This window comes from Methanothermobacter sp. THM-1, from assembly GCF_009914355.1.
GTDB classification, from domain to species: Archaea; Methanobacteriota; Methanobacteria; order Methanobacteriales; family Methanothermobacteraceae; genus Methanothermobacter; species Methanothermobacter wolfei.
Window position 1 is genome coordinate 1,028,372 of the sequence record NZ_CP044013.1, and the last position, 24,452, is coordinate 1,052,823.

The 24,452-nt window shown below is 50.2% G+C and carries 23 protein-coding genes, 1 tRNA gene and 1 riboswitch; of the genes, 10 read left to right on the forward strand and 14 right to left on the reverse strand.

The genetic code is table 11. From position 1 onward, the window contains the following. Positions 1–4 precede the first annotated feature (4 nt). The 4 genes from FZP57_RS05335 to FZP57_RS05350 all read right to left on the reverse strand — a co-directional run bounded on the left by FZP57_RS05335 (position 5) and on the right by FZP57_RS05350 (position 3,500). Positions 5–919, reverse strand: coding sequence for a triphosphoribosyl-dephospho-CoA synthase (locus FZP57_RS05335; RefSeq protein ID WP_074359092.1), 915 nt, complete (start codon positions 917–919; stop codon positions 5–7). Then, a complete protein-coding gene (gene hemB / locus FZP57_RS05340) occupies positions 920–1,888 on the reverse strand; it encodes a porphobilinogen synthase (RefSeq protein WP_191216030.1) in 969 nt (322 codons plus the stop codon). An 84-nt stretch (positions 1,889–1,972) separates the two neighbouring features. Next, positions 1,973–2,800 carry a 4Fe-4S binding protein gene (locus FZP57_RS05345; protein WP_238337847.1) on the reverse strand — a complete coding sequence of 276 codons (828 nt, stop codon included), beginning with the start codon at positions 2,798–2,800 and terminating at the stop codon, positions 1,973–1,975. After that, positions 2,793–3,500, reverse strand: coding sequence for an endonuclease III domain-containing protein (locus FZP57_RS05350; RefSeq protein ID WP_074359094.1), 708 nt, complete (start codon positions 3,498–3,500; stop codon positions 2,793–2,795). The genes FZP57_RS05345 and FZP57_RS05350 overlap by 8 nt, the downstream gene beginning before the upstream one ends. A 161-nt stretch (positions 3,501–3,661) precedes the next feature. Here FZP57_RS05350 and FZP57_RS05355 point away from each other — a divergent pair, with 161 nt between their 5' ends. Genes FZP57_RS05355 through FZP57_RS05365 form a run of 3 tightly spaced genes read left to right on the forward strand, consistent with a single transcriptional unit; the run spans position 3,662 to position 6,475 of the window. Beyond that, entirely contained in the window at positions 3,662–4,288 is a 627-nt protein-coding gene (locus FZP57_RS05355) for a TIGR00266 family protein (RefSeq protein WP_238337848.1), read from the forward strand. 12 nt (positions 4,289–4,300) lie between these two features. Beyond that, positions 4,301–5,398 carry a chorismate synthase gene (aroC, locus tag FZP57_RS05360; protein WP_074359096.1) on the forward strand — a complete coding sequence of 366 codons (1,098 nt, stop codon included), beginning with the start codon at positions 4,301–4,303 and terminating at the stop codon, positions 5,396–5,398. Positions 5,399–5,413: 15 nt separating this feature from the next. Next, entirely contained in the window at positions 5,414–6,475 is a 1,062-nt protein-coding gene (locus FZP57_RS05365) for a threonine/serine exporter ThrE family protein (protein WP_191216031.1), read from the forward strand. Positions 6,476–6,682: 207 nt separating this feature from the next. Here the strand turns inward: FZP57_RS05365 and FZP57_RS05370 are convergent. The 3 genes from FZP57_RS05370 to FZP57_RS05380 form a co-directional block, all read right to left on the reverse strand. Beyond that, positions 6,683–6,755, reverse strand: a tRNA-Thr gene (locus FZP57_RS05370). A gap of 87 nt (positions 6,756–6,842) precedes the next feature. Beyond that, the gene (locus tag FZP57_RS05375; RefSeq protein ID WP_340222428.1) at positions 6,843–7,613 is read right to left on the reverse strand and encodes an MBL fold metallo-hydrolase; all 771 of its coding nucleotides are present in this window, start codon (positions 7,611–7,613) and stop codon (positions 6,843–6,845) included. Between the two features lie 142 nt (positions 7,614–7,755). After that, complete coding sequence (locus tag FZP57_RS05380; RefSeq protein ID WP_074359097.1) at positions 7,756–8,685, reverse strand: DUF2121 family protein; 930 nt, start codon at positions 8,683–8,685, stop codon at positions 7,756–7,758. A gap of 160 nt (positions 8,686–8,845) precedes the next feature. On the opposite strand from FZP57_RS05380, the gene FZP57_RS05385 reads away from it, so the two are divergent. The 4 genes from FZP57_RS05385 to FZP57_RS05400 all read left to right on the forward strand — a co-directional run bounded on the left by FZP57_RS05385 (position 8,846) and on the right by FZP57_RS05400 (position 13,937). After that, the gene (locus FZP57_RS05385) at positions 8,846–10,885 is read left to right on the forward strand and encodes a thioredoxin domain-containing protein (protein ID WP_074359776.1); all 2,040 of its coding nucleotides are present in this window, start codon (positions 8,846–8,848) and stop codon (positions 10,883–10,885) included. Between the two features lie 2 nt (positions 10,886–10,887). Further along, positions 10,888–12,831 carry a heavy metal translocating P-type ATPase gene (locus FZP57_RS05390; protein ID WP_238337849.1) on the forward strand — a complete coding sequence of 648 codons (1,944 nt, stop codon included), beginning with the start codon at positions 10,888–10,890 and terminating at the stop codon, positions 12,829–12,831. A 136-nt stretch (positions 12,832–12,967) separates the two neighbouring features. After that, the gene (gene rbr / locus FZP57_RS05395) at positions 12,968–13,552 is read left to right on the forward strand and encodes a rubrerythrin (RefSeq protein ID WP_074359098.1); all 585 of its coding nucleotides are present in this window, start codon (positions 12,968–12,970) and stop codon (positions 13,550–13,552) included. Between the two features lie 10 nt (positions 13,553–13,562). Beyond that, positions 13,563–13,937, forward strand: a complete 375-nt coding sequence (locus FZP57_RS05400; RefSeq protein ID WP_074359099.1) for a desulfoferrodoxin — start codon at positions 13,563–13,565, stop codon at positions 13,935–13,937. Between the two features lie 22 nt (positions 13,938–13,959). Here the strand turns inward: FZP57_RS05400 and FZP57_RS09470 are convergent, their stop codons facing one another. Further along, positions 13,960–14,112: a VOC family protein gene (locus tag FZP57_RS09470; protein ID WP_370518347.1), complete on the reverse strand. Its 153-nt coding sequence runs from the start codon at positions 14,110–14,112 to the stop codon at positions 13,960–13,962. Positions 14,113–14,446: 334 nt separating this feature from the next. On the opposite strand from FZP57_RS09470, the gene FZP57_RS05410 reads away from it, so the two are divergent. Continuing rightward, the gene (locus tag FZP57_RS05410; protein WP_074359100.1) at positions 14,447–14,935 is read left to right on the forward strand and encodes a hypothetical protein; all 489 of its coding nucleotides are present in this window, start codon (positions 14,447–14,449) and stop codon (positions 14,933–14,935) included. A 16-nt stretch (positions 14,936–14,951) separates the two neighbouring features. Here the strand turns inward: FZP57_RS05410 and FZP57_RS05415 are convergent, their stop codons facing one another. Continuing rightward, the gene (locus FZP57_RS05415; protein WP_191216033.1) at positions 14,952–16,160 is read right to left on the reverse strand and encodes a sodium:proton antiporter; all 1,209 of its coding nucleotides are present in this window, start codon (positions 16,158–16,160) and stop codon (positions 14,952–14,954) included. Between the two features lie 33 nt (positions 16,161–16,193). Next, positions 16,194–16,257: riboswitch (Fluoride riboswitch) on the reverse strand. A gap of 129 nt (positions 16,258–16,386) precedes the next feature. Beyond that, entirely contained in the window at positions 16,387–17,523 is a 1,137-nt protein-coding gene (locus FZP57_RS05420; protein ID WP_191216034.1) for an MFS transporter, read from the reverse strand. A 426-nt stretch (positions 17,524–17,949) separates the two neighbouring features. On the opposite strand from FZP57_RS05420, the gene FZP57_RS05425 reads away from it, so the two are divergent. After that, complete coding sequence (locus tag FZP57_RS05425; RefSeq protein WP_191216035.1) at positions 17,950–18,717, forward strand: slipin family protein; 768 nt, start codon at positions 17,950–17,952, stop codon at positions 18,715–18,717. 4 nt (positions 18,718–18,721) lie between these two features. Here the strand turns inward: FZP57_RS05425 and FZP57_RS05430 are convergent, their stop codons facing one another. Continuing rightward, positions 18,722–19,489 carry a prenyltransferase/squalene oxidase repeat-containing protein gene (locus FZP57_RS05430; RefSeq protein WP_074359103.1) on the reverse strand — a complete coding sequence of 256 codons (768 nt, stop codon included), beginning with the start codon at positions 19,487–19,489 and terminating at the stop codon, positions 18,722–18,724. Between the two features lie 156 nt (positions 19,490–19,645). On the opposite strand from FZP57_RS05430, the gene FZP57_RS05435 reads away from it, so the two are divergent. Next, positions 19,646–21,826 carry a DHH family phosphoesterase gene (locus FZP57_RS05435; RefSeq protein ID WP_074359104.1) on the forward strand — a complete coding sequence of 727 codons (2,181 nt, stop codon included), beginning with the start codon at positions 19,646–19,648 and terminating at the stop codon, positions 21,824–21,826. Positions 21,827–21,965: 139 nt separating this feature from the next. Here the strand turns inward: FZP57_RS05435 and nth are convergent, their stop codons facing one another. The 3 genes from nth to aroA all read right to left on the reverse strand — a co-directional run bounded on the left by nth (position 21,966) and on the right by aroA (position 24,452). After that, positions 21,966–22,571 carry an endonuclease III gene (nth, locus tag FZP57_RS05440; protein WP_074359105.1) on the reverse strand — a complete coding sequence of 202 codons (606 nt, stop codon included), beginning with the start codon at positions 22,569–22,571 and terminating at the stop codon, positions 21,966–21,968. Positions 22,572–22,614: 43 nt separating this feature from the next. Then, the gene (locus FZP57_RS05445) at positions 22,615–23,070 is read right to left on the reverse strand and encodes an ATP/GTP-binding protein (protein WP_074359777.1); all 456 of its coding nucleotides are present in this window, start codon (positions 23,068–23,070) and stop codon (positions 22,615–22,617) included. Positions 23,071–23,183: 113 nt separating this feature from the next. Beyond that, on the reverse strand, positions 23,184–24,452 hold the full coding sequence (gene aroA / locus FZP57_RS05450; RefSeq protein WP_191216594.1) for a 3-phosphoshikimate 1-carboxyvinyltransferase: 1,269 nt from the start codon (positions 24,450–24,452) through the stop codon (positions 23,184–23,186).

Below are 24,452 nucleotides of genomic sequence, written 5' to 3' on the forward strand. Positions count from 1 at the left end.
ACATTCACTGATCCGAATAATAGTCAAGCAGCCCCACCATCAGGGATGATGCCGTTAAATCGGCTGTTGTCCCCGGGTTCCAGCCGTTCTTGTGGAGCTTCCTGTCAAACCTTTCAACCCTCCTGAGGCCTGCATCTGTAAGAGCGCCTCCCCTTTCAACAATATCAGAGGCCTCCTCCCTGACCTCCTCTGCAACATCCTCACCGTACTTTCTTGCTATGAGCGTGTCAGGGAACCTTGAGAGTATGGTCATGAATGTCTGGACAACGGCCAGGTTCATCCCATACTCCCCTACTGTTTCCCTGAATACAGGGAACCCTACATTAAATGTTACGGGCATGGAGGATGTTAATTCCCTTGCGATGAGGTCCCATGGGGCCGACATCTTCAGGGTGTCAAAGAGGGTTATCCCCTCCTTAAGTATCCTCTCCTGTGACTCCGGGTCATTGACGTCAAGGGTCTCATGTTCACCCATGCCACCGGCGTCTGCAATTGAAATGGCCCTGTAGAGGTTAACAGCGTCTTCAGAGGTGGTCTGGAGGATTATCCTGTTAACGTGTTCCCTTAAACCCTGGAGGTCCCTGTCATCAACCATTCCTGCGGCGACAGAGAGCGGTGTGAGCAGCATGACTATACCCAGGTTCGTGTTGGTGGAAACCCAGCTGCGGGTCTCCTCAACAGCCCTGAGTATCAGCTCTCCAATGCCTGCCACTGAAAGGTCTGTTAGGTCACTGAGGTCCTCACCCCTCTCTGCTGCAAGTCTCATGGTATCCCCAATGATTACCCCGCTTACAAGGAAGTCCTCGAAGACCATGTCATCAAAGTCACGGGTCCTGTGGACGTTTCCGGGCTTGGGGTATCCGCTCACCTCCAGTACAGCTGCAAGCTGGGCGATCCTTGAAACATAGAGGGGGTCCATCTAGATCACCTCCAGCACGTCCGGTGCGAAGTGGGAAATGATAAGACCCGCCCCTGCACGTTTTATTGACAGGAGCACCTCATGTATTGATTCATCGGTAAGGTAGCCCATGCTTATGGCTGCCCTGAGCATCGAATATTCCCCGCTGACATTGTAGGCTGCGATGGGGGCCCTGAAGTTATCCCTGAGGGTCCTTATCACGTCAAGGTAGGGAAGGGCCGGTTTCACCATGATTATATCAGCGCCCTCCTTCAGGTCCAGTTCGGCCTCGACGACAGCCTCTTCAAGGTTCGCAGGGTCCATCTGATAGGACTTCCTGTCACCGAAGGAAGGTGCCGATGACACTGCATCACGGAAGGGTGCATAGAATGATGATGCATACTTAACCGCATATGACATTATCAGGGTGTCCTGGAATCCTGCGTCATCAAGGGTCTTCCTTATGACGGCAACCCGTCCGTCCATCATGTCCGATGGTGCCACGACATCCGCCCCGGCCTCTGCATGGGAGAGGGCTATCCTTGAGATTATTTCAAGGGTTTCATCATTAACTATCTCTCCATCAACCACAACCCCGCAGTGCCCGTGGCTTGTGTACTGGCAGAGGCACACATCCGTCATGACAACAAGGTCTGTTTCTTCCTTCAGTCTCCTCACGGTCCTCTGAACAACACCATCCGGTTCATGGGCCGATGATGCGAGTTCATCCTTAACTGCAGGCATTCCAAATATAAGGACGGATGAGAGGCCCATGTCCTCAAGTCGGGATGCCTCGGCAACTGCGTCATCCACAGAGTACCTGTACTGTCCTGGCATTGTCCCTATCTCTTCAAGCTCACCCCTTTTCAGCCTTTCACTCACAAAGAGGGGGTAGATAAGGTCTGATGGATGAATACGGGTCTCTCTAATGATTTCTCTTATCTGCGGACTTCTTCGCAACCTTCGCATCCTCTTTCTGGGAAACTCCATACTATCACTCACAGGTATAATTATGGCCGGGATCTGTTAGACCTATTCTTTATTACGACATCCCGGTAAAAAAACATACCCCTTCTACGACTCAACATCAACAAGGACCTCCACCCTCCCTATGGCTTCATCAACCGCTTCAGGGTCAACAACCACCCTGAGGGCCTTTCCAGGACATCTCTCAGCGCAGCGCCCGCATACAAGGCATCTGTCCCGGTCATGTTCAATTCCATCACCCGCTCTTATGGCGCCCGTGAAGCAGATTTCTTCACAGGCACCGCAGCCGGTGCACCTCTCACCGTCAACAAGCATCCTCGCGCCCTCCATTGGTGTGATGGATGTGATGTCTTCATGCAGGTAGGGTGTCATCCTCCAGAGGCAGCAGCATTCACAGCAGTTACAGATGGAGAGGAGCTCATCATGAGGGCCCGTGTTAAGCCATACCGAGTCTATCCTGTTCCTGCCTATGATGTGGACCAGGCCCGCCTCCTGACACCTGTCTATATGTTCAAGGGCCTCCCTGGCTGAAATAAGGCTTCCAACCTTATCGGATATCCTTGCAGCTCCCCTGCCAAGGAAGATGCACCCAAGGTCCCGGGGGTACCTGCTGCAGCCAGAGGATTCCCTGCAGATGCAGAAGTCCATCCTGAATATGTACTTTGAGCGCCCTATCATCTCCCTGAGGACATCGGAAGGAACAACCGTGCCCTGAGCCCCCGGGATACTCCTGTTTATCTCAATGGAGGCGTTCCTCGGTATGACCTGTATATCATCACCTTCAAAGAAGAGCCTGTCTACGATCCGTCTGAAGATCCCTGACCTTCCTGTGAGTGCTGCAAGCCGGAACCTGCCCTTGAATGTTCTCTTTATGATGGCCACGCTGATGTCAGTGAAGTCAATCAGGTTAATCACCCCGGACCCCTGAATCAGGGGCTTCTACCCCCTTTAACTGCAGGGGGAGTCTGTCTCCCTCGCCGTAGGGTTTATTTCTGTAATGGGTCTTCCCGTGCCTGACAATGAGTGCATGGTACTCCTGGAAGACCCTGAAGTCAGCTTCAAGTGATCCCTCAAAGAGTTCCTTTATCCTGGAGTATCTCTCATCCCCACCTATAACTCCGAGGCGGGAGAATATCCTCCTGGTGTAGGCGTCAACAACAAATTCCGGCTTCCTGTATCCGTAGAGGAGGATTGAATCAGCGGTCTCCTCCCCAACACCCCTCACACCCAGGAGCTCCTTCCTTGTGGGTGATGATCCATCAAGGGAGAGGAAGAACTCCGCGACCCCCCTGAGGTAGGAGGACTTCTGCCTGTAGAATCCTGCGCATCTAACGGCCTCCTGAAGTTCATGGTCATCCATTTCAAGGATGGATCGGGCATCAAGGGCACCCCTATCAGCCAGTCTGATGAGTGCCATTGCCGCAGAATTCCATGATGTGTTCTGGGTCAGGACAGCCCCTGCCATCACCTGGAAGACCTCATCAGGGTTTGAGGGTGGAGTGTAGTCCCCTGGATGGTACCTTAGTGTCATGGTATCCCTGTCAAGGAGGGGCCACCACCCCTGGGGTCCATAATGGTCAAGGAGCCAGGAATAGACCTTCCATATAATCCTCATATTATACCGGTAGATACGAACAGCAAATTAAAGCTTTCCATAAAATCCAGAGACAGGACATGGAAGCGTTCATCTCCATAGAACATTAATAGGTTATATTAACCAGCAGAGACAGAAATAACTCTATGAGATATGAAATCACAGATAGACCCAGTTTCAGTATGGTGGATGTTGAACTCTCGGATGGGGAGGCCATAAAGGCCGAGGCAGGTGCAATGGTTAGTATGAGCCCTAGCATAGAGATCCAGACAGAGACAGGGGGCCTCTTCGGGGCTGCTAAAAGATCCCTGCTTGGAGGGGAAAGCATATTCCTCAACACCTTCAGGTCCAGGGGTGATGGGAGCATACAGCTGGCCCCATCCTACCCCGGTGACATAGAGGCCCTTGATGTGAACGGGACAATCTATGCCCAGAGCGGCTCCTTCCTTGCGGGACCGGAGGACATGGATATCGATACAAAGTTCGGTGGAGTTAAAACACTGCTTGGAAGGGAAGGACTTTTCCTTCTTAAACTCACAGCCAGGGGTACGGTCTTCCTTTCAAGTTTCGGTGCCATCTATAACCGTGAACTGAACAATGAAAGGTTCGTGGTTGACACAGGACATATAGTTGCATTCACAGAAGGTCTTGACTTCAAAATCAGGAAGGTCGGCGGACTTAAGAGCACCCTCCTGAGTGGCGAGGGCCTTGTTGCTGAGTTTGAGGGTACCGGAACCGTTTACATGCAGACAAGGAGTGTTGACAGCTTTGTTGGCTGGTTAATACCCATGCTGCCATCAAGAAATTAGGGGTGCTTCCTGTTGGCAGGGAACAGTACAGGTGAAATCTTCAGGGTGACCACCTTTGGATCCAGCCATGGCCCTGCCCTTGGAGCCGTTATTGACGGCTGCCCCGCCGGTCTTGAACTGTCTGAAAAGGACATCCAGAGGGAACTTGACAGGAGAAGGCCCGGTACAAGCAGCATAACAACTCCCAGGGGTGAAACTGACAGGGTGGAGATACTGTCCGGCGTGTTCGAGGGTAAAACCGACGGAAGCCCCATAACAGGTATCGTGCGAAACAGGGACGTTGACTCATCAGCCTACACTGACCTGAAAAACCGGCCGAGACCCGGGCACGGTGATTACACATGGAAGGCCAGGTTCGGACACTACGACTACCGTGGGGGTGGCCGTGGCAGTGGAAGGGTTACAGTGGGCCATGTGATCGGTGGAGCCGTTGCAAAGAAGCTCATCGAAAGGTGGGGTGTCCGTGTAAATGCCCATGTAATCCAGATAGGGAATATAAGGGCCAGCAGGGTTAACCTTAAACTCATAGGTGAATACGCCGAGAAGAACCCTGTGCGCTGCGCTGACCCGAAGGCAGCCAGGCTAATGGAGGAACTTATCCTTGAGGCTCGGGAGAGGGGTGACTCTGTTGGAGGCGTGGTTGAGGTGGTTGCAACGGGTGTGCCGCCTGGCCTCGGGGATCCTGTCTTTGGCAAACTAGACGCTGACCTTGCCCGCATCCTCATGGGAATAGGGAGCGTTAAGGGTGTTGAAATAGGGATGGGATTCAGGGTTGCGGAGCACCGTGGAAGTGAAATAAACGATGAGTACTACCTTGACGGTGAAACCATAAAGACGAACACGAACACCTCAGGCGGTATACTGGGAGGCATATCCAGCGGGATGCCTGTAACTGCAAGGATAGCCGTAAAGCCGACACCATCAATATCACTCCCCCAGAGGACGGTGGACCTTGAAACCATGGAAGAGACCGAGATTGAAATCCATGGCAGACATGACCCATGCATATGTCCCAGGGTTGTCCCGGTGGCCGAGGCATCCGTTGCAATGGTCCTTGCTGACCACATGATAAGGGCCGGCTACATACACCCCACAGACATAAACAGATAGGGTACGATGGATAGAATGACCGGGAAGCTGATGGAGTTCCTTGAAGAGCTCAGCAGAGCCCTTATAGCATCAGGGAACTCTGTGACCGAGACAGAGAGGATATTGAGGTCCATTGCAGGGTCCCTGGGTGTCATGGTGGAGGTCTCTGTCCTCCCCACCATGCTGATAATAAAGATGGGAGGGGATGTCTCAAGGATGAGCCTGGCGGCCCAGTCCCCTGGTTTCATTCCCCTGCACCAGGTCACGGAGATCTACAGGCTCATCGATGACGTTAAGGAGGGACATGTTGACCCTGAATCTGCCCTGGATAAACTGGTTAGTATAAGAAGAAGTCCTCACCGCTCTGGAAGGCTGGGGATGTTTTCAGGCTACATACTCCTCTCGGTGGGGATAGCATTCCTTATACAGCCTGACCTCAGCCTGATAACCTATTCATCATTCCTGAGTTTGATTGCAGGTTTTCTCATAGTCATGAGCTATGGTAACGAGAGGCTATCCCTTATAATGCCTGTCCTTGCATCATTTACAGTGTCCAGTGTTGCGTTCTTCATGATCTGTGAGGGCCTCATGACAGGCAACCTGAGCCTCCTTGTACCTCCCCTCATATACTTCATCCCGGGGGTTACCATCACCACGGGTATGTATGAACTTGCAAGCCAGGAACTGGTTTCAGGGTCAAGCAGGGTTATATATGCGTGTATGCTGCTTCTTCTTTTACTCTTTGGAGTTTTGATGGGGATGCAGCTGAACGGGTTCCCCCAGCAGGAATTTACAGCAATCAAAATCACCAGTTCATTCATCTACAGCCCCTACCTGGGAGCTGTCCTCTTTGCAACAGGCATATACCTGTTCCTGTCAGTCAGGAGGAGTGACTTCCCCTGGATTCTCCTTGTGCTCTACACAGCTCTCCTGGGACAGCAGATAGGTAACCTTATTGCTGGGGGGCTCCTGGGGGCCTTCCTTGGCGCCCTGTCAATGACGGTCACTGCAAGGGGCATTGAAATTGCGGGTAAAACATCCCACTTTGTCACCCTTTACCACGTTCTCATCCAGGAGAGCCCCCCGCGGCTCGTTTAGTAAAACATCCCACTTTGTCACCCTTTACCCGGCGTTCTGGTTCCTTGCACCCGGATCAATAGGGTTCATAGGACTTGCAAATCTGATTGGAAAGAATTATCTGACATCTATCGCAGAGATTGGCCTATTTGCAATGACAGTTGTTGCAATAGCCCTTGGGTTACTGGTAGGAGCCCTTTTAACAGAGCCGCTGCATGAAAAAAATAGAGCCCCGAGCGGGGATTGAACCCGCGACCTCGGGATTACGAATCCCGCGCTCTACCACCTAAGCTATCGAGGCATGATTGAATCAGTATAGTTTCTGTTTAATAAAATTTTCCCCTGGATGGGGACCGGGGGGTCCACGTCACAATGAAAAGGATAAATACTACAGTTTAACATGGACATCCACCAGGTCTCCATCATCAAATTTAAGGGACATACCATCCCTGGCTGCAAGTACGCGCGTCTTCGTGGCCTCCTGAACCCTCATCGCCTCCCCTTCCGGGTTATCAAGTATCATCTTCATCCCAAGGTGGGTCATTACGGCAACCCTTGGACTCACTTCCTCCACGAGTTTTATGAAGTCATCCGTGCACATGTGTCCCCTTATATGCTCATTTTCAGGTCTTATCACGCTTGAGATAAGGACATCAGCACCCATGTGCTCCTCTGGAAGACCATCAAAGTACTCTGTATCCGATGTGTATGAGACCGTAAGCTCCTCTGTCTTCAGCTGGAAACCTACCCCTGTGGGGTCGCCATGGACCGTTTCGGTACCCCTGATCTCAAGTCCGCCCAGTCTGAGGGTCTCATCAGGGGCAAGGGTCAGGCATTCAGATCTTCCCTTATGGTAATCTGATATGCACGGCCCCCAGCTCCGGTAGCCCTCCATGACGCTCAGGCTCCCGATCATGGCACCCCTGTGGCGTGTCATCCCGCGGGTCATGGCCTCTATCAGCACCTCTGCATCGGTGTAGTGGTCTGTGTGTGAATGTGATACCATCACAGCATCAAGCTTCCTGGGGTCAAGGCCGAACTGGTAGGACCTTACAAGGGCTCCTGGGCCGGGGTCGATGTGGATGTTCATCCCGGCAATATCATCAAGCCTTAATCCGCCGGTCATCCTCTTCTGTGTTATGGTGGCGAAATCGTCCACCACCACTTCCAAGAAATGTTAACTTCATCTGATCACCTTCCTTTAATTCTGTAAAAGCATCTATAAAGGTTTCTCCCTGGGGGGCTGAGACCGCAAACCGGTTCAGAGGACCCATCAGCCATTGAGGGACATCAGAGGGCTATTATGACTCTTTCCTGCAGATTATAACATCACATTCAAGGCTCAGGTCCTTCCCGTCAACGCAGAGGTTTTCATCCTTCACAACGACCCTGTCTCCCACATCCACGTTGCCCTCACCAGGAATTCTCATGAGTACCTTTTCACCGGCACCTGCAACATGCTTCCAGCGGGTGTCATAGGCCTCAACACCCTCTGAAAGTTTAACCTCAATGTGTCTGCCATCTTGGCCGGTAACCCTTCCAACCTCGCCCTCGGTAAGTATCCTAGATGCAAGTCTGATTTCCTCGCTCCTTTCAAGCATTTCCTGTCTGAGTTTAGCCCTCCACTTTTGAAGCACCTTCACGTCCCTTACGATGGTCTCGCTGAGGATTCTGTGGGCGCTCTTCTTATCCAGGGCAGGGCTTTTCATGAAAAGGTCATATTTGCTTCCGACCGATGGTGTCCTTGATGAAACATGCTCCATGAGCTCGGTGAGAAGCTCTGAAACTTCCTTGAGGGTTGTCCTGGTCTTCCACCTCTTTTTGAGGAAACCGTTTGTGATCTCCTTGGCTATCCTATTTCCGAAGACTATTATGGCTGTATCACCCTTCTCCATGCTGGTTATCCTTGACCCTGTAAGTTCGATTATCTGGTAGGCGCCTGTTGTTGCATAGATCCTCCTCCTCTTTGTCTCGAAGGGTGTCTTCTGGCTTATCTCACCAACAACAACATCCCCTATGCTCCTCACCTTGCATGCATCGTCAGTGACCTTTATGTTGAGGCCGAGCTCGGATGCCCTCCTCTGAAGTTCCTCATCACTCTTTATCCTGCCGCTGTACAGTTCCTCCTCAAGTTTTTCCCTGGCTGACCTGTCACCGAAGTAGGCTATTCTGCGTTTATCTCCGATTATAACGCATCCCCTGGTGCTTATATAGGTTACTATGAGACTCATAGGATCACCTGCATCCATTATCTAAGGATGTTTTGACCGGACGGATAAATAAATGATTCGAAAAGAAGGGGGATTTTACTGACTGGTAAATGGATTATGGGAGGGCCATGTTAATATTAATAACCCTTGATAAACATAAATGAACCTGAGGGGGGAACCCATGAAGGATGATAAATTCACAAACCGCCTGATCCATGAGAAAAGTCCGTATCTCCTGCAGCACGCCCATAACCCTGTTAACTGGTATCCATGGGGTGAAGAGGCGTTTGAAACTGCCAGGAAACATAATAAACCAGTTTTTCTATCCATAGGTTATTCAACATGCCACTGGTGCCATGTGATGGCAAGGGAGTCCTTTGAGGACCCTGAAATCGCCGATATGCTTAATGAAAAATTTGTTGCGGTTAAGGTTGACAGGGAGGAGCGCCCTGACATCGACGCCGTATACATGGAGGCCTGTCAGATGATGACAGGGACAGGGGGATGGCCCCTCACCGTTATCACAACACCTGAAGGCGAACCATTCTTTGCAGGGACCTACTTTCCAGCCGAGGACCGGGCAGGGATGCCCGGACTTAAAACCATACTTGAGAGGGTGGCCCTCTTGTGGGAGAGGGATCCAGGAACCGTAATTGAAACTGCAGGGGACGTTGTGAGGGCCCTTAAGAAACAATCCAGGCCCGGGGATGTGGGATTGGAAATCGTTGAAAGGGCCTTCGAAGCTCTGAAAAGGGGGTTTGACAGGACACATGGAGGTTTTGGTTCCGATCAGAAGTTCCCGGTGCCCCAGCACATCCACTTCCTCCTGAGGCACCATATTAAAAGGAAGGATGAAGTGGCCCTTGAAATGGTGAACCTGACCCTTGAGAGGATGAGGTACGGTGGCATATACGACCATCTCGGTTATGGATTCCACAGGTATGCGGTTGAACCATCATGGACCATACCCCATTTTGAGAAGATGCTCTATGACCAGGCCCTGATCCTCACAGCATACCTCGACGCCTTCTCGGTTACAGGGAGAGAACTCTACAGGGACACATCCCTTGAAATAACTGAATACGTGTTAAGGGATATGCAGTCACCCGCAGGGGGCTTTTATTCTGCAGAGGACGCTGAAAGTGAGGGTGTTGAGGGCAAATACTACCTCTGGAGGGCTTCCGAGATAAGGGAACTCCTCGGTGATGAGGCGCCCCTGGTGATGAGCTACTTCAATGTCCTTGAGGACGGGAACTGTGCAGGGGAGCTGAGGGGTGAGAACATATTACACGTAAGATCCCCTGAGAAGGTGGCTGAGGAGTATGGGATCACCACCGATGAACTCAGGGAGAGGATAGATAATGCAAGAAGGGTCCTCCTTGAAAGGAGGCTTGAGCGCACCCCGCCCTCAAGGGATGATAAGGTGCTTACCGACTGGAACGGCCTCATGATAGGGGCCCTTGCGAGGTGCCACAGGATCACCGGAAGCCCTGAAGCCCTGAAATCCAGTAGGAAGTGCCTCGGGTTCATAAGAAATAATCTGTGGGTTGATGGGAGGCTTATGCACCGTTACCGTGAAGGTGAAGCAGCCATAGGGGGCAGCCTTGATGACCATGCCTTCCTTATATGGGGACTCCTTGAGATGTACGATGCAACGTTCAAAGAGAAGTACCTTAAAATGGCGCTGGAGCTCTCAGAAGTCCTTAAGGAAAACTTCATGGCCCCTGACGGGGGCTTCTACTTTACCAATGACTCCTGCGGCCTTATTGTGAGGAGGAAGGACAGCCTTGAGGGTGCAATCCCCTCAGGTAACTCGGTGCATATGTTAAACCTCCTCAGGCTTGGTTCAATACTGGAGGATGATGAATTAACCGGGATGGCTCGTGGAATAGTATCGGCCTTCGCATCAAGGATTAAGTCAGCGCCATCAGCCCACACCTTCCTCCTGAGCCACCTGGAATGGGCCCTGAAGGGTGGAAGATCCCTCACCGTGATCTGCCCCCATACCCCAGGGATCCTTGAGGGTCTCAGGAGGGAGCTGATCCCTGACTTCACCATCACCCTGAAGGATGAGGCCTCTGACTGGTCCTTTGCACCAGGGCACCTCAGGAGCAAGGGGATGGTTAATGGTAAATGCACCTACTACCTCTGTGACCCTGAAAAATGTTATCCACCATCCACGGATGATAATGAGATACTTGAATACATAAGGGGAGTTTGAATATGGATATGCACCATCACCATGCCATGGACTACAGGAAAAGATTCATAGTATGCCTTATCCTCACCGTGCCCGTAATCCTCCTTGGTGAGCTTCCAACAGGGACCGTTATCCTGAGTTTTCCCGGTAGCGAACTGGCTGTAACTGTACTCTCATCAATCATATTCTTCTACGGGGGCTACCCCTTCCTCAGGGGGTCTTTGGAGGAGTTAATGAGAGAAAGCCCGGGTATGATGACCCTCATTGCGGTTGCAGTGACTGTTGCATACATCTACAGCCTCGCTGTTGCAGCTGGTGTTGAGGGTATGGTCTTCTTCATTGAACTTGTAACCCTTATTGATGTGATGCTCCTGGGACACTGGATTGAAATGAAATCCGTCAAGGGGGCTTCAGATACCATTGCAGGGCTTGCGAGGCTCCTGCCGGCTGAAGCCCACCTCCTGAGTGATGGGAAAGTCATTGATGTGCCCATCGAATCCCTGAAGCTAGGAGACCTTGTACTTGTAAGGTCCGGTGAGAGGGTGCCCTCAGACGGGACCGTTATAAAGGGGGAGTCCCATGTGGATGAATCACTGCTTACCGGTGAATCCTCTCCCGTCAAAAAGTCCAGGGGGGACAGGGTCATCGGTGGATCGGTTAACACCGGAGGGTCCCTCACCATTGAAGTTGAACGTATGGGTGAGGAATCATTCATCTCACAGATGATTGAACTTGTGGGGATGGCCCAGGAGGGCAGGACCAGGACCCAGGTCCTTGCAGACAGGGCTGCCTTCTGGCTGACCCTAATAGCCCTTGGGGGTGGATTTTTAACCTTCATGGTATGGTACCTCCTTGGAATGGGGGCCCTGTTTTCTGTTGAACGCGCGGTAACCCTCATGGTCACCGCCTGCCCCCATGCCCTTGGCCTTGCAGTGCCCCTGGTGGTGGCGGTATCCACCGCAATATCAGCGCGGAGGGGTATACTGATAAAAAACAGAAAGACCCTTGAGAGTGCCAGGGAAGTCGATACAGTGGTCTTTGATAAAACAGGCACCCTTACGGTGGGTGAGCTGGGGATAACAGACGTCATATCCTTCAGCCCTGAAACCGATGAGGGTGAGGTGCTGAGTTACGCTGCGGCCGTTGAGTCCCAGTCCAGCCACCCCATAGCAAGGGGGATAGTTGAAGCCGTTGACGAATTACTCCCTGTTGATAGGTTCAGCACAATCCCTGGTAGGGGTGTTATGGGTTACGTTAATGATTCCAGGGTCAAGGTCCTGAGTTACGCTTACGCCCGGAAGCTGGGTTTCAGCATCCCTGAAACCATCATCAACGACCTCATGGAGGAGGCGAAGACCCTTGTAATTGTCACGGTTGACGATGAACCCGTCGGCTGCATTGGACTTGCAGATATCATAAGGCCTGAGGCAGCCGATGCCATAAGGATACTTAAATCAAGGGGCGTGGAGTGCGTCATGTTAACGGGTGACCGTCAGAGGGTTGCCGAATGGGTTGCCGGGGAGCTCGGCCTGGAGGAGTACCATGCGGAGCTTACACCCCAGGAGAAGTATGAGGTCATCAGGAGGATGCAGGAGGATGGCAGGAGGGTTGCGATGGTGGGGGATGGTGTGAACGATGCCCCTGCCCTTGCACAGGCAGATATCGGTGTTGCAATAGGGGCGGGTACCGATGTTGCAATTGAGAGTGCTGATACAGTGCTTGTAAGGAGCAACCCCCTGGACTTCGTTGACCTGATGGACCTTGCAGGGGCAACCTACAGTAAGATGAAGGAAAACATCATCTGGGCAACGGGTTACAATGCAATAGCACTGCCCCTAGCAGCCGGGGTCCTCTACCAGCAGGGCATACTGCTCACACCTGCAATGGGGGCCATACTAATGTCGGCAAGTACCGTGATAGTCGCCCTCAATGCAAGGACCTTCACCTTCAGGGGCTCTGCCAGGTGACTTCCCCCTTTAGATGAACCTGAGCGAAGGAATATTAAAATAAACCCATATGCCCCTGCTTAATAAAAAAATCATGAGATAAATATTTATAGAATAAGGGACAATCTTAATCTGTAAATAGGTATGGGTGAAAACTATGAAAAAGACCCTTGAGAACCTTACAAAGGCCTTTATTGGTGAGAGTCAGGCAAGGAACAGGTACACCTTCTATGCCAAAATTGCTAAGAAGGAAGGATTTGAACAGATATCAGAAATATTCCTGACCACCGCAGACAATGAACGTGAACATGCCAAGTGGCTGTTCCGCATGATAAATGACCTCAAAAAGGAGGCCGGTGAGGATCTTAACTCAATCGTCGTGGATGCTGAAGCACCCCTGACCCTGGGAACCACCGATGAGAACCTCATAGCCGCCATTGAAGGCGAACACTATGAGAACACTGAAATGTACCCTGAATTTGCAGATACTGCAGAGGAGGAGGGGTACCCTGAAATTGCAAAGAGGCTCAGGGCAATAGCTGATGCAGAGAAACACCATGAAGAACGCTACAGAAAGCTCCTGAAACTTGTTGAAACAGGAAAGGTATACAGGAAGGATGAACCCGTAACATGGGTGTGCAGGAAGTGCGGTTACACCCATGAGGGCACGGAGCCCCCAGAGAAATGTCCATCATGTGATCACCCCGCCAGGTACTTCCAGGTTAAATGTGAGGAATACTGAAGGGTTGTGAATGACAGAAAGGAACCAGATATTCCGCTGCAGTGTATGCGGGAACATAGTTGAGATCCTGAATCCAGGCCATGGACAGCTTGTATGCTGCAACCAGCCCATGGAACTCCTGGTTGCAAGGAGAACCGATGTTGGACCTGAGAAGCATGTGCCGGTCATTGAAAAGACCGAAAGTGGTGTTCATGTAAAGGTTGGTGAGGTACCCCATCCGATGGAGGAGAACCACCATATACAGTGGATAGAACTGGTTACATCTGAGGGTGTCTGCAGGGCTGACCTGAAACCAGGGGATAGGGCAGAGGCTGAATTCAGTGTTGACCCGGAATCAGACTTCATGGTCAGGGCCTACTGCAACATACATGGACTGTGGTACTAAAACCACCTAATTTTTTCTTCATCTATCGGTGTGCTGGAATCAGTGCTATTCTGACTCCATTTGGGTCCTCTATAAATGCAAGGTATCCCACGCTTATCTTAACGGGCTCCATGGTAACCCCTGCACCCCTTGATTTAAGTTCATTTAATGTACCCTCAAGGTCATCAACCTCCATGTCCACTGAAAACAGGCCGGGTTCATGCACAGGGTTGCTTATGAGTTCAATGAAGGTATCTCCTTCACCCTTAAGAGGGTGATCCTTCCATGAGGTCCCAGATCATATTCACTGTCCACCTTGAAGCCCATGACCCCGTGTAAAAGGCGACTGACTCCCCCATATCCTTTACAATTAATGTGGTGTATCTGATTTTCATTGCACTACCCCATGATCATCTATTGTTCCATGCATTATAAGTTTTCTAATGAATCAGAGGGGCCTGGATGAATCCCAAGGCCTGTGGGAGTTCCAACCCAAAACTTTTATTTCCCAAACACCAAAAATCTCCTCCATGAAAAGGATCCATATTCTGGTACTGCTTCTTGCCATTGTAGGTGTGAGTGGCTGTATAGACTCAGGTAAAGGTAACATTAACCAGCTGATACCCGAGATAAACGAGCATATAAAGAATGGTGACTCCTACTTCAATGAATCAGCCATGGCAGCCAATGATTTTAAACTTGATGATGCCCTCTCAAAGTGTGAACTTGCAGCCTCAGAATACAATTCTGCAAGGAACCTCGCGTCTGAGGCCCTTGGTTATGCCAGGAACGATGGCGACCCTGTTATAATCAATTACATTGAACTCCTTGTATCTGAACTTGAGGCGAAGATAAACGCGACTTCTCAACTTAAAAGTGCCATCGAGATGTTCAGGCTCAACCAGACCGAAGAAGGAAACTCAAATATAGAACTGGCAAACAGTTACATGAAGAGTGCGAAGGAACTTGAAGGTGAAAGGCAGGAGATTGTCAGGAAAAATCCTGACAGGTTCCAGTAAAAAGGGGGGCTGAGAATCAGGGCCTCTCATAGTCCTCATCGACTGTCAGGAATTTTTCTCCGGCAACCCTTGTTGCCATGGCCCCCAGGGGTGCTGTGAAGATTATTGCAAGTACAGCCATTGCCAGTATGGTTTCACCTGCCGCGACTCCCGCTGCAAGGGGTATTGCACCTACAGCTGCCTGCACAGTTGCCTTTGGTATATATGCTGCAACACAGAATATTTTCTCTCCAAGGTTGAGGTCTGAACCCTTCAGGGACATCAGTACCCCGATGCTCCTTGCTGCAAGTCCAAGGACTATCACAGCAAGACCGGCAAAGCCCAGCTGGATTATAAGCCTGATATCGACCTGTCCACCAACCAGGACAAAGAGCAGTATCTCAGCAAAGATCCAGACCTTGTTGAATTTTTTAGATAACTGCATCCCAGTATCCGGCATCCTCTCAAGAATAACAAGGCCAACTACCATTACACCTATAAGTGCAGCTACCGGGATGTAGGCGCTGATAATGTCCCCCGCATTCTTAAGTAGAATGGCGGCTCCGAGAATTATAAGGGTCTTCTCACTGTTCCTTATGCTGAACCTTCTGAAGAGGTAAACCAGTGAAAGGCCCATGGCCAGACCAGAGACTATGCCAATAAGTATGGATAAAGGTACACCAATGGCCTCCACCAGCAGGTTGACCTGCTGTCCCTGGTAGATTCCAAGGAAAACCGAGAAGAGAGTTATCGAAACCACGTCATCCACTGAAGCCCCTGTAAGTATGATGGTGGGTATCCCCTTGGCTGTTCCCATTCTCCTTTCAATGAATGAAAGCATCTGGGGGACTATAACTGCAGGTGAAACTGCCGCTATAACAAAGCCCAGAATTCCGGCCTCAACAAGTGGCAGACCAAGCAGGTAGTGTGCTGCCAGCATCACCGCAAAACCCTCGGTGATATCAGGTATGCAGCTCATCTTGACCGCAGTCATCCCCACTTTCCTTAGGCTTTCAAGGTTTATACCGAACCCTGCCCTCAGCAGAATTATTATAAGTGCTATAACCCTCAGGTCGGGCGAAATCTCCATTATGCTCTTTGATATAAGGTCCAGTCCATGGGGACCTATTATGATACCCAGTATCAGCATCCCCAGTATGCCCGGAAGTTTGATTTTGCTGAAGATCCTGTTGAATAGAAGTCCAAGCAGTATGATAATAGCTACGCTAAATGCAACGTATTCCATTTAATGCCTCCTTTATGGAAGATCCTCCTAAATTTTCTTCCAGGAGTCATCAGCCAAAAAAGAGCATTTAAAGGTGGACTCCATCACCTCGAGGTATCTTACTTCTATGAAATCTCATATAAACCTTTCGGTTCTGAAGGCTTTCATGAAAGAATAAAAAAATTTAACATCATTCAGCTCCAGTTGCTCATTACACCCCTGATTGCTGAAGAAAGCCTTCAAGTCCTTATTCTCTCAAGGAGAGTATGATGATAATTGCTGCGGTCTGCATGGTGATTGAGAAAATCACAAGTCCCTGCAAATATAGACCATAGAGGTATCCCATAATGAGACTCCCTGAGAACCATGCCACCCCAAAGATCGTATTGAAGGTGCCGTAGGCAGAACCCCTCCTCTCTGGAGGTGAAAACCTTGAAACAGCAGCCCGCATAACTGACTCCTGGGCACCCATACCCACACCCCAGAGGACGGCGCCAGTGAAGGCAAGGGCCGGGCCTCCAAGGAAGGATAATGGTGCGTAAAACATTGAGACAAGGACCGCCAGGGCCATTACCCTGAAACCGTACCTGTCAAAGTATCTGCCAAAAAGAACTGCTGATACGGCATCCATGAGCATGGCGGTTGAGTATATGAGGGGTATCAGTGAGGCTTCCATTGTCCCTGTTATCCCGAGATGATAGCCCACCAGTGGAAAGTCCGCATATCCCAGTGCTATGAAGCATACCGCCGCCATGTAGATCCAGTAGGATCCCCTGAATTCCCTGTACTCAAGTTCTGTTGATGCTTCAAGTTCACGTGGACGTGGGAAGGTAAGGTAGCCGAGGGCCAGGACAGAAATAGCAATAACCGCAGGGACTGCAAGGGCTAAAAAACCGTCCCTGCAGTCCCCTCCAAGGGCCAGTACTGCGAACACCACCAGCGGACCTGCAACCGCCCCTATCTGGTCCAGGGCTTCATGTACTCCGAAGCCTGTTCCATGACCCATCTCAGAGGCTGCATAGGATAGCATGGCATCCCTGGGGGGTGTTCTGAGGCCCTTACCCAGCCTTTCAAGTATTATCAGTAAAACTGCTACCTGCCAGTTGCCTGCAAGTGCAAGTAGTGGGACAGCTATGAGGTTAACGAGGTAGCCTGTGAAGGTTATAAGCCAGTAACGTCCTGTCCTCTCTGAGATCTGGCCTGAAATGAACCTTACAAGGTAACCTGATAGCTCCCCGAAGCCGGCTGCAAATCCAACCATGAATGCGCTGGCGCCGAGAAAGCCCAGGAAGGGGCCCGTTATACCCCTGGCACCCTCATATGTCATATCAGCAAACAGACTTACAATTCCAAGGATTATTATGAACTTTGTGGATTTTTTCATTGATAAGTCCTCCTTTCCGAAGCGGAGTTTGAATTCAGAAAATTACATTAACAAGGAAATATTAAATTGTTGCACTGTTTTTATTCAAGACCTAATTTAAGTATGGCTCCATGACCCCCTGCGCGTTCTTCACAACCTCCCGAGTATCTAGACCATATATTTAGGTATGGCTCCTGTATAATTATCCTGATGCTCTGAGGCCATTCCATATGGGATTCCATGACAACATTAAGCAGGAGTAATAATATGCTAACCAGAACACTTAAAGACTCCTGGAACGCCCTATTTTAACCCCCTTCAACAGTAGTAGCAGTTCTTCATGAAGTCTATCCAAAAGTTTCGGTAATATTCTCCATATTATGATAGGTCCCTCTCTAAGTATAAGAATAATAAAAGAGAAATTACAGTAAGTGGGAGGTTGTTATAATGGACTATATATTGCTTGCAGTAATTACTGGAATAGTGCTGTTAATAGCTGCACTATCCATAAAAATAGTTAACCAGTATGAGAGGGGTGTTGTATTCAGACTGGGAAGGGTTATAGGTGTGAGGGAGCCTGGACTGCGTCTTATAATCCCCCTGATAGACCGGCTTGTCAAGGTTTCCCTGAGGATTGTGACAATGCCAATACCCTCACAGAAGATAATAACACAGGACAATGTTTCCATCGATGTTGCGGCGGTAGCATACTTTAAGGTCATGGATCCCCTCAAGGCCGTTGTTGCAATTGAGGATTACTACGGAGCAGTAAACCAGATATCCCAGACAACGGTAAGGAATGTTATAGGACAGTTCGCCCTTGATGAGGTACTCTCAGAGACCGCAAGGATTAATGAGAAGATAAAGGAGATCATTGACAGCCACAGCGAACCATGGGGGATAAATGTTACAACAGTTGAAATAAAGGACATTAAGTTACCTGAAGGTATGCAGAGGGCTATGGCTAAACAGGCAGAGGCTGAAAGGGAGAAGAGAGCTAAGATTATCACCGCAGAAGGTGAATACCTGTCTGCTGCAAAACTTGGGGAAGCAGCTGATATTATGGCAGAACACCCAATAGCATTACAGCTAAGGAATCTCCAGGTGCTCAGTGAAATATCCGCTGAAAAAAATTCCACAATAATCTTCCCAGCCCAGTTCATGTCAAGTGTAAATGATATAAAAAGGTTCATAGAAAAGGAAATGAAACCCTAGCCCCTTATAACCTTTTTTTAGATTTTATTATCATGTAGAGTGCCCTGTAAGTGTATTCAGGCTCAGAGATCCCCATATAAACAGACCTCCTGAAGCCACCATCGGGGTTCCTTAGTCCCATGACGAAATCAGACACATCAAGCCCCGACCCCCTGAGCATCTCATTGATCCGGAATCCTGCATGGACCGTTTCAATGTATGGCGGATAGGAGATGGGGGTGAAGTTCCATACACCTCCACTGAAACATCCATCAGTAAATTCCAGGACCCCCTCGGGTACATCAACTTCATGGCCCTTGAGCACCTCAACGGCAAAGTACGTGTTGATTATATCCGAACCATACCTGCCAAAACCGCCATCAGGGTTCTGCTGGGAGAGGACCCATTCAGGTACCTCCTCAAGGTACTCGCCATGCATCCTGAGGACAGAATCCATATAATATGTTATCTCCAGTTTCGATTTCCTGTAGGATGCCTTCAGGAGGTCGATGAATTTATCGGACACTGAAAAGTCCCTGCCATAATCCCTCAGCACACTGCACCTGTAGAAGAGTCCCTGGGCCGCGAAGCTCCCCCTGCTGTGGACATCTTCAAGCCAGTCAAGGGTCTTCTCAAGTCCCCCGGGTTCATCACCCAGAAGTTCAAAGGACCTCAGGGCATAATAGGTGTTCTTTGTATCAGGAAGCCCCTCAAACAGGGTATAACCACCATCAGGGTGTCTCCTTTTATTAAGGAATTCTCTGATGGAATCCCCTAATCTGTGATCATCCATGATCCCACCACCAAGTAACAAATATAAATAATGATCCTCCTGGACCATCAGGGTTCAGGTTCACCCTACTCTAACCGTAACAATCAAATATAAATAATAATCCGCTCCATTATAAATAAACTGATTTATCATTTAATCGTTTCTATGAGGAATACCATGATTCAGTCATGTAGTGAATGTAAGGGTAAAGGTTACCGTGTTAAATCCTACAAGATATGCAGCGCATGCCATGGAACAGGTTACAGATCAACAGAGGATATAAAGGACCATTTCAAGGGCGTTTCAAACAGTGCAAGGCAGAGGTTTGACCTTGAAGAATCCCATGAGGTCCCCTGCGAGGTCTGCAGGGGGAAGGGTGAAGTTGAGGTAAGGGAGCAGTGCCCTGCCTGTGGAGGCAGGGGTGAGGTTAACATCTGCCCGTCATGCGGTAAGAAACTGGAAGGTAAGGAGGAATACTGCCCTGACTGCCAGGAAAAGGAGAAGGTCTATGTGCTGCACCCTGCATGCACCATGGATGACCTTGAAGTTGGAAGCATATACCGTGGGAAGATCACAAGGATAGAAAGGTACGGGGTATTTGTAAGTCTGAACAGCCACGTCTGGGGACTCATGAGGGGCCTCTTCCCTGACTACAAGGTGGGGGATGAAATCTTCGTGAGGGTGTCCCATGTTAAACCCCATAAGGGGGAAGTTGACATGCTCCCCGCCAGTATAAAGGGCCCCTACGAGGTTATAAAGTTAAAAAAGGACCTTCCAAGGACAAGGATAGATGATATCGACACCAGGAGCCTTGGTAAAACCGTGAGGATAGTGGGTGAGGTCATACAGATTCAGCAGACCTCCGGTCCAACCATATTCACCATCTCCGATGAGACCGGCACCACCTGGGCCGCTGCCTTTGACGAGCCAGGTATAAGGGTATACCCCCATATACAGATAGGCCACATAGTTGAGGTTATAGGTGAGGTTAACCAGCACACCGGCAAGATCCAGATAGAGTCAGAGTCAATAGAACGCCTCATAGGTAAGGAGGCTGCCGAGGCCAGGCGCCTCATAGACGAGGCCATAGACAGGAGGGCTGAGCCCGAGAGGAAGGACCTCCTGATTGAAAGCGAAACCCTTGAAAAACTGAGGCCGAAGATGGTTGAAGCCGCCAAGGCCATAAGAAGGGCAATATATGATGGCAGATCCATACTGGTAAGGCACCATGCAGATGCGGACGGTATATGTGCGGGTGTGGCGATTGAAAAGGCAGTTCTGCCCCTCCTGAGGGACCTTAACCCGAGCACGGACGCTGAGTGGCACTACTTCAAGAGGGCTCCCAGCAAGGCCCCCTTCTATGAACTGGAGGACGTTGTGAAGGACCTCTCCTATGCCCTTGAGGACCTTGAAAGGCACGGCCAGAAGCTCCCCCTCCTCGTGCTCCTTGATAACGGGTCAACAGAGGAGGACATACTGGCCCTTATGAAGGCCAAGATCTATGACATCGAGATCGTTGTGGTTGACCACCACTACCCCGGTGAGGTCCTTGATGGACGTGTGGACGTGGATGAATACATTGATACACACGTGAACCCCTACCTTGTTGGTGGAGACTCCCAGATCACCGCCGGGGCCCTCTCGGTTGAAATAGCAAAGATGATAAACCCCGAGATCGCCGAGAGGATCCTGCACCTTCCAGGTATTGCAGCCGTTGGGGACCATGCCAGGTCCGAGGAGGCTGAATCCTACATTGAACTTGCTGCTGAACGCGGCTATGACCGGGAGGACCTTGAAAGGATAGCCGCCTGCATAGACTTTGAGGCCTTCTACCTGCGGTTCATGAATGGAAGGGGGATAATTGACACCATACTTGGACTTGGAAGCCTTGATAAGCATAAGAAGCTTGTGGATGCCCTTTACAGGGAATATGAGAGGAAGGTTGACACCCAGTTAAGGGCGGCCATACCCAACCTGAAATCAACTGAGCTCCCCAACGGCATACTCCTGAATGTCCTTGACGTTGAGAAGTACTCCCACAGGTTCACCTTCCCTGCCCCTGGAAAGACATGTGGATTCGTCCACGACTACATGGTCCAGAAGCATGGTGAAGAAAGACCTATAATAACACTGGCCTATGGGCCTGACTTTGGGGTTATAAGGGCCACGGATGCTGTTAATGAGAAATTCGAATTCAACCTCAATGAGATCGTATGGGAGCTGGCCGAGGAGATACCTGAAGCGGTTATTGATGGTGGAGGGCATGAGTGTGCAGGGTCCCTTAAATATGTTGAGGGCCTCTCAAAGAAGGTCCTTGGCGCCTTCGCAGAAAAGATTGCTGCTCTAAAGGAAGCATGAAAAAACAGAAAATTTAAACACCTGATCCTGCGGGGCGAAGCATCCATCCCCTCCCATCCCTTAAAACACAATCCCCAATCACCGGACTCCATGACACCCATGGAACATGAAATTCACCAGCCCCTTAAAAATAGAATCCCTAATCAGCGGTAAGGTTCCTGTAGTAATCACAGTACTCTGCTATGGGGCACTCCTCGTGTCGTGGTCCTATTGGTCTGCATATATCCTGACCGAACTGGACCATGAGGTCATTGAGCTCTATCCAGTATTCCTCGGGAATTACCTCCATAAGGGCCTTCTCGGTCTCCTCCGGGGTCTTTGTATCCACCAGTCCCAGCCTGTTTGATATCCTGTGGACGTGGGTGTCAACCGGGATTGCAGGTATTCCGAAGGCATAGGCAAGTACACAGTTTGCTGTTTTTCTCCCTACACCTGGAAGTTTCAGGAGCTCGCCGATATCATCAGGGACCCTCCCCTTGTACTCCTCAAGGAGTATCCTTGAAACCTCCCTTATCCTCCGGGCCTTAACATGGTAGAACCCTGCCTTTCTGATGAGCTCCTCAAGTTTTTCAAGGGGTGCGCTGGCAACATCCTCAATCGAGGGGTACTCTGAAAAGAGCCTTGCCGTTGCCTCATCTGTATTTTCATCACGGGTCCTCTGGGACAGTATGGTCCTTATAAGCACCCGGTAGGGGTCCCTGTCCTCGAATACCCTGGGGGAATAGATGCTCCTGAGGCCATCCATTATTCCTTCAATATCCCTGATAGGATCACCGAAAATTAGGGCTTCAGTTGAGTTTCTCGAGGAGAATCTCAAGGCCCTTCATAAGGCCTGTGCCCTCAGTTGCAACTGTTGGTATGACCTCAACTTCCCTGTCAATCTCCAGTTCAGAATCGTCAAGGTCCTGTTTGTTTGAGAAGACAACGTAGGGTATGTTTTTCTCTTCCAGTTCTGTCATTATCTCCTTCTCTGCAAGGGTGACTCCCCTTGAGTTGTCAACCACTATCACCGCGGCGTCAAGGCCATGGGATATTATCTCAAGCATGAACTTGAACCTTTCATGGCCGGGGGTTGCAAAGAGGTGTATCTTCTCACCACCAACCATGCAGTTACCATAATCCAGTGCAACGGTTGTTCCATTGTATTCAACCTTGGTTATCCTGTCACAGAGCTGTTCAAGGGTGGTTGTCTTACCTGTATCATAATCCCCAAAGATTACAACCTTTGTTTCCTTTTTCTTCATCTGAATCAACTCACAGATTCCATAATATCTTTTAAGTGTAACATCCAAAATATTTGTCGGCATCTATTTTATATTTAATGCCTAAGGAATGCCTTAAGGAGGGGAATGAAGGTTTAAAGCTCAGCTAACCTTAACCTGCAGCCAAGTGAGTTCATCTTCTCAATGAAGTCAGGGAATGATACGCTGAAAACATCACCATCCTTTATCCTTATACCCCTCCTGAGGCCTATGAGGGTGAATGCCATTGCAAGGCGGTGGTCTCCATGGGATTTAACTGTTTTTCCCGTGATATCACCCTGGATTATCATGCCGTCCTTAAGTTCTCTGACCTGGAGCCCGAGGGCTTTGAGTTCAGCCGCGCATGTCCCTATACGGTCCGTCTCCTTGTACCTTGCATGCTCAACACCCCTTATCTCAGTCCTGCCCTCTGCAATGGCGCCGAGGACCGCCACCGTGGGTAGGAGGTCAGGGGCGTTGTGGAGGTCTACGCTGACACCCTCAAGTTCACCTGTGGATGAAACCACAGCATGGTCATCTCCCCTCCTCACATCGGCACCCATATCCTCAAGGATGTCCAGTATCAGCATGTCTCCCTGTTTTGAATCCCTGAAGAGGTTCTGTATCCTTACTTCTCCTCCTGCAACGGCAGCCGCACCTGCAAGGTAGGATGCAGATGAGTAGTCACCCTCAACCGTGTAATCCACTGCCCTGTAGACCGATGGTTCCACGGTGAAGATGCCATCAGAGTAGCTTACAGGGACAGAGAACCTCCCCATAACATCCAATGTCATGTCAACGTAGGGCCTGGATATGAACTCCCCCTCAACAGAGAGTTCAACACCCCCTGATAGGGGTGCTGCAATCAGTATGGATGATATGAACTGTGAGCTCACACGGCCATCAATTGAGGTTTCACCGCCCCTGAAGCCTCCCCTGACTATTATAGGGGGGAGTCCGTTCATCCTTGAGGACACTGCAGTGACGCCCAGGGGGCGGAGGGCATCCAGTAATGGCTGCATGGGCCTCTTTCTCAGTGATTCATCCCCTGTGAAGACGGTGTAGTTCTCTGCAAGGCCTGCCACCGAGGTCATTATACGGAGGGTTGTCCCTGAGTTCCCCACATCAATCACATCCTCGGGGGTTTCAAGGGCGCCCCCGCTCCCATGAACCATCCATCCTTGGGCCTCCTCATGGATCCGGACACCGAAGGCCCTGCACGCCCTCAGGGATGAGAGGGTGTCCTCAGATACCAGGGGATCGGCTATCATGGACCGGCCCTCGGCAAGGGATGCTACTATAACAGCCCTGTGGGTGTAACTCTTTGATGGGGGTGCCTTAACAGTCCCTGAAAGACCCTCTGACCTTTCAACTATAAGATCCAT